General features: G+C 75.1%; 11 protein-coding genes. 4 read left to right on the forward strand and 7 right to left on the reverse strand.

The features are described from left to right. Positions 1 to 102: 102 nt before the first annotated feature. The gene (locus tag ACY0MR_RS15910) at positions 103 to 3,540 is read left to right on the forward strand and encodes a hypothetical protein (RefSeq protein WP_473561277.1); all 3,438 of its coding nucleotides are present in this window, start codon (positions 103 to 105) and stop codon (positions 3,538 to 3,540) included. Positions 3,541 to 3,669: 129 nt separating this feature from the next. Then, entirely contained in the window at positions 3,670 to 4,284 is a 615-nt protein-coding gene (locus tag ACY0MR_RS15915) for a flavin reductase family protein (RefSeq protein WP_398473150.1), read from the forward strand. A 44-nt stretch (positions 4,285 to 4,328) separates the two neighbouring features. Here ACY0MR_RS15915 and ACY0MR_RS15920 read toward each other — a convergent pair whose 3' ends face one another. Both ACY0MR_RS15920 and ACY0MR_RS15925 read right to left on the reverse strand, forming a co-directional pair. Next, positions 4,329 to 5,666: an MFS transporter gene (locus tag ACY0MR_RS15920; protein WP_388792572.1), complete on the reverse strand. Its 1,338-nt coding sequence runs from the start codon at positions 5,664 to 5,666 to the stop codon at positions 4,329 to 4,331. A gap of 131 nt (positions 5,667 to 5,797) precedes the next feature. Further along, on the reverse strand, positions 5,798 to 7,048 hold the full coding sequence (locus ACY0MR_RS15925) for an MFS transporter (RefSeq protein ID WP_388792570.1): 1,251 nt from the start codon (positions 7,046 to 7,048) through the stop codon (positions 5,798 to 5,800). A gap of 73 nt (positions 7,049 to 7,121) precedes the next feature. Here ACY0MR_RS15925 and ACY0MR_RS15930 point away from each other — a divergent pair, with 73 nt between their 5' ends. Next, the gene (locus ACY0MR_RS15930; protein WP_388792568.1) at positions 7,122 to 8,177 is read left to right on the forward strand and encodes a GlxA family transcriptional regulator; all 1,056 of its coding nucleotides are present in this window, start codon (positions 7,122 to 7,124) and stop codon (positions 8,175 to 8,177) included. Here the strand turns inward: ACY0MR_RS15930 and ACY0MR_RS15935 are convergent. From ACY0MR_RS15935 to ACY0MR_RS15945, 3 genes are all read right to left on the reverse strand, one after another. Beyond that, positions 8,078 to 9,550, reverse strand: coding sequence for an MFS transporter (locus ACY0MR_RS15935; RefSeq protein WP_473561280.1), 1,473 nt, complete (start codon positions 9,548 to 9,550; stop codon positions 8,078 to 8,080). The two genes, ACY0MR_RS15930 and ACY0MR_RS15935, sit on opposite strands and share 100 nt — an antisense overlap. A gap of 66 nt (positions 9,551 to 9,616) precedes the next feature. Further along, positions 9,617 to 10,666 carry a Zn-dependent alcohol dehydrogenase gene (locus ACY0MR_RS15940; protein WP_392861769.1) on the reverse strand — a complete coding sequence of 350 codons (1,050 nt, stop codon included), beginning with the start codon at positions 10,664 to 10,666 and terminating at the stop codon, positions 9,617 to 9,619. Further along, complete coding sequence (locus ACY0MR_RS15945) at positions 10,663 to 11,628, reverse strand: SDR family NAD(P)-dependent oxidoreductase (RefSeq protein WP_473561282.1); 966 nt, start codon at positions 11,626 to 11,628, stop codon at positions 10,663 to 10,665. The genes ACY0MR_RS15940 and ACY0MR_RS15945 overlap by 4 nt, the downstream gene beginning before the upstream one ends. A 99-nt stretch (positions 11,629 to 11,727) precedes the next feature. Between ACY0MR_RS15945 and ACY0MR_RS15950 the strand changes: the two genes are divergently transcribed. Then, positions 11,728 to 12,654: a cyclase family protein gene (locus ACY0MR_RS15950; RefSeq protein WP_392041635.1), complete on the forward strand. Its 927-nt coding sequence runs from the start codon at positions 11,728 to 11,730 to the stop codon at positions 12,652 to 12,654. 282 nt (positions 12,655 to 12,936) lie between these two features. On the opposite strand, the gene ACY0MR_RS15955 is transcribed toward ACY0MR_RS15950, so the two are convergent. Next, complete coding sequence (locus ACY0MR_RS15955) at positions 12,937 to 13,431, reverse strand: ATP-binding protein (RefSeq protein ID WP_388792558.1); 495 nt, start codon at positions 13,429 to 13,431, stop codon at positions 12,937 to 12,939. Positions 13,432 to 13,786: 355 nt separating this feature from the next. After that, positions 13,787 to 14,653, reverse strand: a complete 867-nt coding sequence (locus ACY0MR_RS15960) for an acyl-CoA dehydrogenase family protein (protein ID WP_404079526.1) — start codon at positions 14,651 to 14,653, stop codon at positions 13,787 to 13,789. Positions 14,654 to 14,659: the final 6 nt, after the last annotated feature.

Consider the following 14,659-nt stretch of genomic DNA (forward strand, 5'->3'; position numbering starts at 1 on the left):
AGCTCGCTTCTGCTCGTCCCGGCGCTGCTGACGGCGCTCCTGAGCCCGCTGCTCCCGTCGGGTCCGGCGCTGGCGGCGACGCCGCCGACGCCGGTGCCCCCGGTGAGCGCGGCACCGGCCCAGGACCCGGCGGCGCCCGCGCCCGAGCCGTCCGCGACGGCGGACCCGACGCCCGCGCCGGCGCCGACCGCCGAACCGTCGCCGAACCCGACGGAACCCACCACCGCCCCCTGCCCCGACCTGCCGCTCGCCCCGCTGGGCGACCCGGGTGACGCGGCACGGCGGGTCACGATGGAGCCGAACAGCACCGCCTGCTTCACGGTCACCGTGGAGAAGCCGGGACTGCACCGCTTCGTTCTGGACGGTGGCGTCCCGTCCGTCACCCTCTCCTCCGGCGGGACGCCCGTCAGTTGCCCCCTGCTGGACGAGCGCCCCTGCGCGCTGGCCGTCGGCACGTACACGCTCGGCCTCGCCACCTCCGACTACCGGCTCTCGGACACCCGGCTCGCCGTCGTCCCGCTCATGGCGGGGACCTCCGGCTGCCCGGATCCGGCCGACAGCGGCTTCGGTACGGCCCCGACGACGGGCACGGCCGACGGCGCCGGCATCGTCTGCCACCCCTTCACCGCGGCGCCGGGCGAGCTGGTCACCTCGAAGATCCAGCCCCAGGGCGCCTTCGCCAACGTCAGCGCCTGGATCACCGACGACACGGGCAAGCACCTCTGCAGTGTCGGCTACGACTGCGTGCTGCCCGCGGGGACCGGCGGCTACCGCGTCCTCGCGCACCTCGACTCCTCCGTCCCGTACACCCTGCGGGTCCGGCAGATCTCCCACCCGGTGGGCTGCGCGACCGTCGGCGTGAACGCCTACGGCACGGCGCCGACGCGGGTCTCGCCGCCGGCCGAGTGCAAGACGTTCACGCCGGCCGTGACCGGCGCCTACGACGTGCGGGCCGTCCAGCCGTCCGGCTTTCCCGGCACGCTCACGCTGTACGCGCCGGGCGGCCGGATCTGCGAGGACACGGTTTCCTGCCGACTCGTCGCGGGCGTCACGTACACCCTGATCACCGACCAGGACGTGCGGATCCTCGACCGGAGGTCCGCCGCCGAGGGTTGCCAGAACGTGGCACTCGGACAGCCCCGCCGGGCCGCGCTCGGCACGCCCGGCGAGGTCGACTGCCTGAACCTCCCGGTGCCGCAGGGCTCCCGGGTGGCCGTCCTGGCGGCTTCCGAGGACGAGGACGGTGTCACGCCCGACCTCTCGGTGATCGACGCCACGGGCGCCCTCCTCTGCTGGACCGAGGAGCAGCTGTCCTCGGGCACCTGCGGCCTGAGCGGCACCGCCCCCTACAGCCTCCTGGTGGAGCGTGGATCCCGGGGCGGGGCGACCGGCGGCTACGGTCTCACCGTCCACCGCACGGACGTGGCGAGCGACTGCCGGACCTTCCCGGCGGGCGACTTCACCGCGCAGTCGGCACGGGCCACCGTGCGGACCGGCACCGGGATCTTCGGGGACTGCCTGACGATCCCGGCGAACGACCACTCCGCTCGCGAGCTGATCAGGGTCGAGAGCCCCCAAGCCCTCGACTTCAGGGTGCTCGACGAGAACGGCAGGACGGTCTGCGGCGGCAACGAATGGGGCGAGACCCAGGACGACTGCGCGCTGTCGCCCGGACTCTCGCACACGGTCCTCGTCCCCGGCGGCCAGAGCGGCGCTCCCGTCGAGCACACGCTCGTCCGCCGGGACGTCACCGCCACCGCGCGCGGCTGTGTCGCGACCGCGGCCGCGAAGGTCGGCGCCCCGTCGGCCTCCGGCGCCCCGGCGGCGGACGGCACCCTCGTGTGCCACCGGGTGACCACGGCGGACGCGCGGGACACCCTGTACCTCGACGCCCGGTACACGGCGACGGGGAACGCGATCGGGCACGGGGTCTACGACGCGAAGGGCAGGCCGGCGTGTGAGGACTTCGGCGCCGGCTGTGCCGTCTCCGGCTCCACCGGCTACCAGGCCGTCGTCCAGGTCGCGTCCGGCGGCACCACCACCCCCGCCTACCGCCTCGACGCCGTCCGCATCGGCACGGCCACCGGGCCCGCGCCGGAGTGCGCGCCGATCCCGGACATCACCTACGGCTTCGGGCCGCTCGTCGACACCCTGTCCGAGCAGCGGTCCACGCTCTGCGCGGTACTCCCGACGGCGACGAACGACGTGCTGAGGCTCTCGTTCACGCCCGCGCAGGAACTCCGCAAGCAGCCCACGCCCCGGCTGTACGACAGGACCCGCGCGGATCTCTGCGACGGAAGCCACCGCGGGTACCACGACTGCCGGGTGCCCGGCGAGTACTCCACGTTCGCCCCCCGGCCGACGACGCTCGTGATCGGGCTGCCGTCCGTTCCCGCGCAGGCGCCCACCGAGGTGCGCGCCACCGCGATCTGCTCGTCCACCTGCGGCACGGTGACCCGGACCATCACCACCGTGGGCCCCGCCACCGTGGGCGCCGGGAAGATCACGATGACGGTCACCGGCGCGGCGCTGCACGAGAAGGACGTCGTCGAGGTGTCCGGCGGCGGCTTCCGCGCCCGGTCCACGACGGTCTCCGTCGCTCCCGACCGGCGGAGCATGAGCGTCGCTCTGGATCTGACGAGCGCACCGCGCACCGCGCTGAACCTGAGCGTGGTCACGCACGACGGTGCCACGTTCGCGCGCGGCAAGGCCACCGTCGTCGCCCCGATCCGCGCCACCACGGCCCCCGGTGTCACCGGCACCGCCGTCGTCGGCGGCAAGGTGACGGCGACGGCCGGGACCTGGACGCCGGCCGCCGAGTCGTACGCCTACCAGTGGCGGGCCGACGGGGTCGCGATCGCCGGGGCCACCGCGTCCACGTACACGGTCCCCGCCGCCCTCCAGGGCAGGCAGCTCTCCCTGGCGGTGACCGCGCGGAGGGCCGGGCAGCCGCTGGTCACCGCCACGACCGGCGCCCTGGTCGTCAAGGGTCTCGCGCCCAGGCCCACCAAGCTGCCGTACGTCTCCGGCTCCACGCGGGTGGGCAACCGGATGACGGCCGTGGTCGGCACCTGGTCGCCCGCGCCGACCTCGTACACCTACCAGTGGCGGGCCGACGGCGTCGCGATCTCCGGCGCGACCGGGTCGACGTACGTCATCGGCGGCGCCGTCGCCGGGAAGAAGCTCTCGGTGACCGTGACGGCCCACCGCACCGGGCACCTGAGCGGGGCGTACACGACCGTCGGATACACCTCCGCGTACGGGTACGCGCCCAAGGCCACCAAGGCCCCGGCCCTCACCGGCACGGTCAGGGTCGGGCGGACGCTCACGCTGAACCGGGGGACGTGGACTCCGGCGCCGAGCTCGTACGCGTATCAGTGGTACGCGAACGGGCGGGCGATCAGCGGGGCCACCCGGGCCACGTTCACGCTCGGCACGGCCCAGCGCGGGACGAAGATCACCGTCCGGGTGACCGCCCACCGCACCGGGCACGCCTCGGGTGTGGCCTGGACCCGGGCGACGGGGGCCGTCGCCGGCTGATCCCGCGGTCGTCCGCGTGACGAGCCCCCGGTGCGGCGGGACCGCCGCACCGGGGGCTCTCGCGTGCCCGGCGTCCCCGCCGGGTCTTCACCGTCCCCGCCCTTCTCATCTGACGAACCGTCAGGTTCAATGAACGGTGTGATGGGACACGCGGGGATGGCGGCCACCGTCGTCCGACACCTGAGAGCGGCCGGTTCGCCGACGGCCGTGGAACCACTGCCCCGGCCGGTACTGCGCGCGGTACGGGAGGACGAGCGACCACCCGTCGACCCGGCCGAGTTCCGCCGCGTCCTCGGCCACTTCGCGAGCGGGGTCACGATCGTGACCGCCCTCGACACGGACGGACCGGCCGGCTTCGCCTGCCAGTCCTTCGCCTCCCTCTCCCTCGACCCGCCCCTGGTCGCCTTCATGGTCGCCCGGACCTCGACGACCTGGCCCAGGATCGCCGGCGCGGGCACCTTCTGCGTCAACATCCTCGGGGCCGGGCAGGGGCCGCTGTGCCGGTCGTTCGCGGTCAGCGGGGCGGACAAGTTCGCCGGGGTCGACTGGATCCCGTCCCCCGCCACCGGCTCCCCCCGCCTCGCCGGGGCCCCCGCCTGGATCGACTGCGCGATCGCCGCCGTGCACACCGGGGGCGACCACCTGATCGTGGTGGGGCGGGTGGAGGCCCTGGGCGCACAGGAGGACGGCGACGCGTCGCCCCTGCTCTTCCACCGGGGGAGGTTCGGGCGACTCGGCTCCTAGGCCGGGCGCCCCGGCCGCCCGCGTGCGATCACCCCCGGTGCTCGTCACGCCCCCGCCGGGGACACCGGCCGCGCCCCGGGGCGGCGGATGACCAGGGCCATCAGGGCCGCCGCCGCGCACAGCGCGCCCGAGGCGTACCAGACGACGTCGTAGGAGCCGAAGACGTCGCGGGCCACACCGCCCGCGAACGCGACGACCGCCGCGCCCACCTGGTGGGAGGCGAGCACCCAGCCGAAGACGATCGCCGAGTCCTCGCCGTAGTGCTCGCGGCACAGGGCGATCGTCGGCGGGACCGTCGCCACCCAGTCCAGGCCGTAGAACACGATGAAGAAGAGCATCGGCGGGTGCACGGCCGGCGCGAGCAGCATCGGCAGGAAGAGCAGGGAGACGCCGCGGAGCGCGTAGTAGACCGCGAGGAGCCTGCGGGCCTCGAAGCGGTCGGTGAACCAGCCGGAGGCGATGGTGCCGACGACGTCGAAGACGCCGATGACCGCGAGCAGTCCCGCCGCCGCCGTCACCGGCATCCCGTGGTCGTGGGCGGCCGGCACGAAGTGGGTCTTCACCAGGCCGTTCGTCGAGGCGCCGCAGATCGCGAAGGTCCCCGCGAGCAGCCAGAAGGGGCCCGTGCGGGCCGCCCTGGACAGGACCGAGAGCGCGCGGCGGGCGGCGCCCGTGACGGGCGCCGGCTTGTCGGCGTACTCCCCGCCGTACGGGGCGAGCCCGACGTCGGCGGGGTGGTCGCGGAGCAGCAGCCAGACGAACGGGACGACCGCGAGGGCGGCGAGCCCGACGGTCACCGCGGCCGGGCGCCAGCCGTGGTGCTCGACCAGCCAGGACAGCAGCGGCAGGAACACCAGCTGCCCGGACGCGCCGGCGGCCGTGAGGATGCCCGTCACCAGGCCCCGCCGGGCGGTGAACCAGCGGTTGGTGACGGTCGCCGCGAACGCGAGGGCCATGGAGCCGCTGCCGAGCCCGACGAGCACGCCCCAGAGGAGGACGAGCTGCCACGCCGCCGTCATCCAGACCGTGAGCACCGAGCCCAGCGCGATGACGGAGAGCGCCGCGGCGACGATCCGGCGGATGCCGAAGCGGTCCATGAGGGCGGCGGCGAACGGGGCCGTGAGGCCGTAGAGCGCGAGGTTCACCGAGACGGCGAAGCCGATGGTGCCGCGCGACCAGTCGAACTCCCGGTGCAGCGGCTCGATCAGCAGGCCCGGGAGCGAGGCGAACGCCGCCGCGCCGATGATCGTGACGAAGGTGACCGCCGCGACGAACCAGGCGCGGTGGACTCGGGGCGTGCGCCGGGGGCGCGGCTGCCGCGGGAGGCGGGGTGCCCGCCCGTCGGGCGGGCCGGCGGACGGCGTCTCGGTTGTCTGGGCCATGCCACCGAGCATCCCGGTCCGTCCCGGCCCCGGACCATTGGCCCGGACGACAGCTTTCGAACGGATCGGGACACGGGGGGCGGAGCCGGGACGCCGCGCCGGACAGGCAGCACCGGGCTCCACGTCGCCGCTCAGGCCGCCCTCGGCAGGGTCCTGATCGGGCGCACCGCCAAGAGGGCGCCCACCACGAGGACCGCGATCCCCGCCCCCGTCAGCAGCACCTCCTCCGTGCCGACGGCCGCCGCGACCGGCCCCGACAGGGTGCGCCCGACGCCCATCATCAGGAGCGATCCGGCCACGTCGTAGGCGTGCATCCGGTTCAGCGCCTCCTGCGGCACGTGCGTCTGGACGGACGTCGACCACATCACCAGCCAGAAGGCGAAGGCCGCGCCCCCGATGAACTGGCCCGTGCCGAGCAGCGCCACGGGCGCGCCGAGACCCAGCAGCGCGAGGTTGACGGGGAGGCCGAGGAGGGCGACCGCGCCCGCCGCGAGCGGGGCGCGGGGGCGCAGCCGGAGGGCGAGCAGACCGCCGGCGGCGCTGCCCGCGCCGTTGACGGCCATCAGCACGCCGTACACGGCGGAGCCGTGCTCCCCGGTGACCAGGCTCGCGGTGAGCGGCACCATGGGTCCGGCCACGGTGAGCCCGTACACGGTCCAGATGGCGATGACGCCCCAGAGCCAGGTCCGCGCCCTGAACTCCCGCCATCCACCGGCCAGCTCCGCGCCCAGCGAGTCCCGCCGCAGCGCGTCGGAGGGGATCGGGGCGATCCGCATCAGGGTGAGGCAGAGGGCGCTCACGGCGAACGTCACGCCGTTGACGGCGAAGGACGCGCCCGCGCTCCACACGGCGACGAGCACGCCCGCGGCCGCCGGGCCGGCCATGATCATGAGGGCCTCCATCACCCGCAGGACGGCGTTGGCGCGCTGCACGTCAGGGGCGATGCGCGGGATGGTCGAGGCGACGCCCGGCTGGAAGAGGGCGGCGCCGACGCCGCTGAGGACGGACAGCGTGTAGACGGCCCAGAGGGGCGGGGCGCCGAGCGCGAAGGCGACGGCGAGGACGGCGGCTCCGGGCAGCCGCAGCAGATCCGCGAGGATCATCATGCGGCGGGCGGTGAAGCGGTCGGCGAGGACGCCGCCGAAGAGGACGAAGAGGGCGAAGGCGGCGGTCCAGCCGCCGAGCGCGTAGCCGACGGTGGCGCCGGAGTGGCCGGCGCCGAGGAGTCCGGCGGCGAAGGCGACCGGGACCATGCCCTCGCCGAAGACGGCGACGCCCCGGGCGACGAAGAAGAGCCGGAAGTTACGGTTCCACAGTGCGGGCGGCTCGGCCGGGGCGGGAATCCGCTCGGCGGCCTCAGACTTGTACGTGTTGTCCGTCACGGAGAGGTAGACCTATCACCACGTGGTCTACACCACCACTGGTTTTCGAACGATCCCGGAGGGAGCACCGCCCGTGCAGCCGTCGCCCGAACCGCCCCCGCACCGCGTCGCCGTGCTCGCGCTGCCCGGTCTCCTCCCCTTCGAACTGGGCATTCCGCACCGCATCTTCGGCCGCGCGAAGGACGCCGCGGGCCGCCCGCTGTACGAGATCGTCACCTGCGCGACGGCGGCCGGGCCGGTGCGGACGGACGCGGACTTCGCGATCCACGTCGAGCACGGGCCGGAGGCCCTGGCCACCGCCGACACCGTCGTCGTCCCGGCCTCGTACGAACTCGGGCCGGTCTACGAGGAGGGCCGGCTCACCGGGGAGCTGGCCGCCGCGCTGGCGCTCATCCGACCCGGCACCCGGCTCGTCTCCATCTGCACCGGCGGGTACGTGCTCGCCGCCGCCGGCTTCCTCGACGGGCGCCCGGCCACCACCCACTGGTCCTCGGCCGAGCACTTCCAGCGGCTCTTCCCGCGCGTCCGGGTCGACGCGGACGTGCTGTTCGTCGACGACGGGGACGTCCTCACCTCGGCGGGCGTCGCCGCCGGGATCGACCTGTGCCTGCACATCGTGCGCCGCGACCACGGCACGGCCGTCGCCAACGACGTGGCCCGCAGGACCGTGGTGCCGCCGCACCGGGACGGCGGTCAGGCGCAGTACATCGAGCGGCCCCTGCCGGAGGCGGGCACCCACACCACGACGACCGCGCGGGCGTGGGCGCTGGCCCACCTGCACGAGCCGATCCAGCTGCGGGACCTGGCCGGCCAGGAGGCGATGAGCGTGCGGACGTTCACCCGCCGCTTCCGCGACGAGGTGGGCGTCAGCCCGGGCCAGTGGCTGACGCAGCAGCGCGTCGAGCGCGCCCGGCACCTCCTGGAGTCCACCGGCCTGCCCGTCGACCGGGTCGCGCAGGACGCCGGCTTCGGCACGGCGCAGTCGCTGCGGGTGCACCTCATGAGCGCGATCGGGGTGACGCCGACGTCCTACCGCCGGACGTTCCGCACGGCCGCGTCCGCGGCCCCGGGGTCCGGGTCGGAGACGGCACCGGCGGCCTCGGGATCCGTCTCCGACCCGGCCCCCTGAGACCGCGACCGGGACGGGCGGGCGTCCGCCCCGTCGCCCCGGGCCCCGCCACCGGCCCGCCGATCGCCGCCCGACCGATCGCCGTCGGACCGATCACCGTCGCACGTGCCGGGTCCCGACCTGGCGGCCTCCGATCCGCCGGCCTCCGACCTGCCCGGCTCCGACCTGCCCGGCTCCGGCCGGTCGCCCTCCGCCTCGTCCCCGTCCCGCCGCCGTCGGACGAGTCGCCGTTCGCCCGCCGCGCCGACCAGGGCCAGCAGGACGGTCAGGCCGACGCCCCAGAGGATCGCGGTCGACGGGGCCGCGACCTTGAGCAGACCGCCCGCGAGGCCGCCGCTCGCCGCGTAACCGGCCCCCACCGCCGCGTACATGACCGAGTACCCGGCGGCCAGCGCCGAGGGCGGCAGGAGCTCCCGCAGGGCCAGGCTCCGGGCCAGGCTCGCCGGGGCCTGGAGCAGTCCGGCCGCCGTCAGGGCCACCGCGATCCCCGGCACCGAGGGCAGGAGGGCCACCAGGGCGACGCCCGCGGCGACGGCGAGGACCAGGACGAGCGACTGGAGCGCCAGCGGGCCCGGCCAGCGCCCCCGGAGGCCGTACAGGAACGCGCCGACCGCCGCGCCGACCGAGAACCCGGCGAGGAGTGCCCCCGCCCACCCGATGCCGATGCCGCGCTGTTCGAGGAGGGCGGGCAGGATCAGCTCGGCGAGCGCGAGCAGCGTCAGGCCGGCCGCGCCGAGGACGTACACGGGCCACGCCCGGAGCAGCGCCCGCCGCGTCGACCCGCCGCCCTCCCCGGCCTCCTGGTGCCAGCCGGGCGGGAGCGCCCGCAGCCCGGCGACGGACACCGCCATCAGACCGCCCATGAGCAGCAGGGGCGCGGCGGGGGCGACGCCGAGCGCGAGGCCGGTGACGAGGGCCGGGGCGGCGGCCCAGATGCCGAAGGTCAGCATCGACTCCATGCTCATCGCCTGGGTCACGGCCCGCTCGGGGACGAGGGCGGTGAGGAGCGCGCGCAGCCCGCCGGGCACGGCGGCCGGCCCGGCTCCGGCGAGCACGGCGAGGACGGCGAGCACCGCGGGGTGCGCCGTCGGCAGCAGGCCGAGGCCGGTGAACCCGGCGGCTCCGACGCCGAGTCCGGCGGCGAGCTGAGGCCGGGCGCGCGCGGCGTTCAGCCGCATGCCCAGGACGGGCGCGGCCGCGATCTCCCCGAGGACGTACGCGGCGGCGAGCACGGCTCCGAGCGAGTACCCGCCGGGGCGCTCCCGGACGAGGAACACCAGGGCGAGCGGGGCCATGGCGACGGGGAGACGGCCGGCGGCGGTGACGGCGGACCAGGCGAGAACGGGGCGGGTGGCGAGCTCGCGGTAGGACATCCCCGGACCGTAGCGGGGTGGGTCCGCGGGGCTCACCCCGTTTTCGCCGGCCGCCGGGCGGCACCGTCAGAACGTGAGGACCCCGCGGGCCACCTTGCCGGCCTCCGCGTCCTCCACGGCCCTCGCGAAGTCCTCCACCGGGTAGGTGGCGGTGACGAGTTCGTCGAGGAGCAGGTGGCCCGAGCGGTACAGCTCGGCGTAGAGGGGGATGTCCCGCTGCGGCCGGGAGGAGCCGTACCGGCAGCCCAGGATCGACTTGTCCAGGAACATCGCCGCGGGCAGGAAGGCCGCCTCCGCCGTGGGCGCGGTCATGCCGAGCAGGACGGCCTGGCCGTGCCGGTCGAGGAGGTCGATCGCCGTGCGGACGAGCCCGGTGCGGCCGACGCACTCGAAGACGTGGTCGGCGCCGGTGGGCAGGATCTCCCGTACGCCGTCGGTGGAGGTGAGGAAGTGGCTCGCCCCGAACCGCCGGGCCACCTCCTCCTTCGCCGGGTTGGTGTCGACGGCGACGATCGTCAGCGCGCCCGCGATCCGCGCGCCCTGCAGGACGTTGAGCCCGATCCCGCCCGTGCCGATGACGACGACCGTCTCGCCGCGCCCGACCTTCGCCCGGTTCAGCACGGCCCCGACGCCGGTGAGGACGCCGCAGCCCATCAGCGCGGCGGAGGTCAGCGGGATGTCCTGCGGGATCTTCACCGCCTGGACCGCCTTGACCACGGTCCGCTCGGCGAACGAGGAGTTCGAGGCGAACTGGTGGAGGGGGCTCCCGTTCCGCGAGAACGGCTGTCCCGGTCTCCCGATGGCCTTCCGGCACATGGTGGGCCGGCCCCGGTCGCAGTCCGCGCAGGCCCCGCAGTTCGCCAGGGTCGACAGGGCCACGTGGTCGCCCGGGACGACGTGCCGGACGCCGGGCCCGACCGCCTCGACGACCCCGGCGCCCTCGTGCCCGAGGACGACGGGCGCGGGGAAGGGGATGGTGCCGTCGACGACCGAGAGGTCGCTGTGGCAGAGGCCGGCCGCCGCGATCCCCACGAGCACCTCGCCCGGGCCGGGGTCGCGCACCTCCAGGTCGTCGACGACGGCGACCTGCTTCCCGTCGAACACCACGCCCCTCATGAGCCGTTCTCCCCACTCGTGGCGGTACGGGCGGCGGTGTCGGGGGCCGGCGTCGCGTTCGGGCGGTCGCCGGCGGCCGCGGCCCGGGCCATCTCCTCCAGGCGCGCCAGCATCGGCATGGGGTCCGCCCCGACCGTGCCCGGCAGGAAGTCCGCGATCCGCTCCGGCGTCCAGCCGCCCTCGGCGTAGCCCGCCCGCAGTTCCCTGGGCTGGGCCCAGACCGCGATCTTCGGGCCGGCGATCGTGTAGACCTGTCCGGTGATCCGCTCCGCGCGGGCCCGCTCGGAGAGCAGGTAGACGACGAGGGCCGCCACGTCCTCCGGCTCACCGATCTCGGCCAGCTCCATGGGGACGTTCGCCGACATCCGGGTCCGTGCCACGGGCGCCACGGCGTTCGCCGTCACCCCGTACTTGTGGAGGCCGAGGGCCGCGGAGCGCACGAGGGAGATGATCCCGCCCTTGGCGGCCGCGTAGTTGGCCTGCGCCACCGAGCCCTGGTGGTTGCCGCTGGTGAAGCCGATCAGGGTGCCGGTCTTCTGCCGCCGCATGACCGCCGAGGCGGCCCGGAAGACCGTGAACGTGCCCTTCAGGTGAGTGGCGACGACCGGGTCCCACTCCTCCTCGGACATGTTGAAGAGCATCCGTTCGCGCAGGATGCCCGCCACGCACGCGACCCCGTCCAGGCGGCCGTACTCGGCGAGTGCGACGTCGACGACCCGCTGCCCGCCGGCCATCGTCGAGATGTCGTCGGCGACCGCGACCGCCGTGCCGCCGCCCGCCTCGATCTCCTTCACCACCGACAGGGCGATCTCGGAGGTCGGTTCGCCGCCCTCGATCGACACCCCGTAGTCGTTGACGACGACCTTCGCGCCCTCGGCGGCGCACGCGAGGGCCACGGCGCGGCCGATGCCCCGCCCCGCGCCCGTCACGGCGACGACCTTGCCAGCCAAGAAGTTCCCCACGTCCGGCCCCTCCCGCAGTTTCTGACGGTCCGTTAGATTCTTGCTCGACAGGATTCTACGGTCCGTCAGATACCGGAGAACAAGACCCCGGAGGCCCCGATGTCTCTGCCCGCCGCATTCCACGAGATCGCCAAGCGCGTCAACAACTGGGGCCGTTGGGGCCAGGACGACGAGATCGGCACCCTCAACCTGGTCACGGACGAGGTCGTGCGCGAGGCCGTCGCCACCGTCCGCACGGGCCACCGCGTCCCGCTCGCCGTCGACCTGGAGCAGGACGGCGTCCAGACCGGCATGATCCCCGGCCGGGTCAACCCGCTCCATGTGATGGTGCAGATCAACCAGGAGCTCTTCGGCCCCGGCACGGTCGCCACCAGCGACGACGCCGTGACCCTCGGGCTCCAGGCCGGAACCCACTGGGACGCCCTGACCCACGTCAGCCACTCGGGCCGCATCTACAACGGCCGCCCCGCCGACACCATCACCCCGCACGGCCGCTCGCGGTTCAGCGGCATCCACACGGTCCGCCGGCTGGTGAGCCGCGGGGTCCTGCTGGACGTGGCCGCGGCGAAGGGGCTGGACCGGCTGCCGGGCGACCACGCGGTCACCCCGGAGGACCTCGACGAGGCGGCCGAGTTCGGCGGCGTCACGGTCCGGGCCGGCGACATCGTGCTCGTACGGACGGGTCAGATGCGGTCGTACCTGGCCGGGGACAAGCACGGGTACGCCTTCCCGTCACCGGGCCTCTCGATCCGCACCCCGGAGTGGTTCCACGCGCGGGACGTCGCGGCCGTCGCCAACGACACCCTCACCTTCGAGATCTTCCCGCCGGAGATCGAGGACCTGTGGCTGCCGGTCCACGCCCTCGACCTGGTGGAGATGGGCATGCTCCAGGGGCAGAACTGGAATCTCGAATCCCTGTCCACAGCCTGTGCACAAGAGCGGCGCTACGCCTTCCTGCTCGCCGCGATGCCCGAACCCTTCGTGGGCGGCACGGGCACGCCGGTGGCACCGGTCGCCGTCCTCTGAGCCGCGACAGGCCGGGAGGGTCACCCCACCCGGCGCACACGACCACAGGCACACACGGACAGGGGCGCACGCGGACAGGGCACACGCGTCCACGGCGACGGCCGGAGACGCGCCGACGGCCTGAGACGCGGCGCGGGACGGAGACGCGCCGCAGGACGGTGGGCACGGCGAAGGACGGCGGACGGCGGCATGCACCCTGGCAGACCCCGCTCGCCGCCGGGTGCCGCCCGGCGGCGGACCGTCAGCGGCGCGTCCGTCCGCGCCCCGCCCGCTCGCGGCCCGTCAGCAGGGGACCCGGCCGGGCGTCATCGACGCCCCGGGGCCGGGGCCGCGCCCCTGGCCGTGCATCGGGCCGGGGACGGGTCCACGGCTCTGCGGAGGCGTGACCGGCGCCGGGTCCACCTCGCACCAGATGCTCTTGCCGACGCCCTCGGGCTGCCAGCCCCACCGGTCGGCGAGGCCGTCGACCAGCTCCAGGCCGCGCCCGTTGGTGTCGTCGCCCTCCGCATGCCGGGGCCGCGGCGGGCGGTCGCTCGTGTCCGCGACCTCGACGCGCACGCCGCCCTCCGCCGCGAACAGCATCCGCAGGACGGCCGGACAGCCGGTGTGCACCACCGCGTTGGTCACGAGCTCGGAGATGAGCAGCACCAGCGTCTCGGCCAGCGTGTCGTCTGCGCCTATGCCCGAGCCGGCGAGCCGTGACCGGGCCCACCTCCGGGCTCGCCCCACCTCGGCCGGGTCGGGCCCGACCTCCAACTGCACCTGAAGCACCTGCACCGCTCACACCATCCGAACCGGCGGACAACACACCTTCACGGAACGTGATTCCCTTGTGGGACAGCATGGTTGACGTACAGTCACCGCAACAAGCGCTTCGGGCATATTCCAGCGCGAAGGAGTACGCATGGTCCATACTGTGCGACGCACGCTGCGGGTAGTCGAACGCCGGGTGCGAGCGCCGGGCATTCCCGGCCACGGGGCCGCCCCGGGGGCGACACCGGGACGATCCGGGCCGACGAGCACTCGCATCCCACGGAGCGTACCGGAGCCGGAGGCCGACTCCGGGCCGTGACGGCCCCGCCGAAGGACACAACCCGATATCGACATTCCGTCATCGGGATGTCGCGGAGCGCTACAGGCTCGCCGCCACCGCCTCCTCCGCGCGCTCGGCCGTCATCCCCAGCCGCGCCCGCACCCACGCCCGCTTCAGGTGCAGATGGACGTCGGCCTCCCAGGTGAAGCCCATCCCGCCGTGCACCTGGAGGCAGTCCCGCGCGTTCCCGACGGCGGCCTCGTCGGCCAGCAGCTTGGCCCCCGCGATCTCGACCGGATCGGCGGTGACGGCGGCGGCCCGGACGGCGGCCCGCGCCAGCTCCGCCCGCACCAGCATGCCCGCGCACAGGTGCTTGACGGCCTGGAAGCCGCCGATCACCTGCCCGAACTGCTCCCGCTCCCGCGCGTACGCGACGGCCGCCTCGGTGGTCCGCCCGGCGCTCCCGACCTGCTCGGCGGCGTGGAGCAGCACCGCCTCCCCCGCCGGGTGCCCGTCCGTGCGGGCGACCCGGTGCAGCGGGGTCAGCGGATCCACCGACCGCAGGGGCGCGGCGCCCGTCACGTCCCCGGACACCGCGTCGGCCTCGTCCAGCCACGGCACCAGCCCCTCCGAGGCGGCCGTCACCACGACGGTGCCCTCCGCCGCACCCGGCACGGTCCCCGCCGCGAGGTGGGTGGCCACCAGCGGCCCCGGCAGCAGCGCCCGGCCCGCCTCCTCGAAGAGGAGCACCGCCTCGGGGAGGCCGAGGCCCACGCCCCCCTCGTCCTCCGGGAGCCGCAGGGCGAAGAACCCGGCGTCTCCGAGCTCCCGCCACAGGCCCCGGTCGAGCGCGGGCGCGGGCGCGTCCACGGCCTCCCGGAGCGCCTCGCGGTCGAAGCGGCGCGCGAGCAGCTCCCGCACACCGCGCCGCAGGGCCCGCTGGTCCTCGGTGAGTCGGAAGTCCATGGCGGG

The sequence above is a fragment of the Streptomyces sp. JN8 genome, from assembly GCF_055808075.1.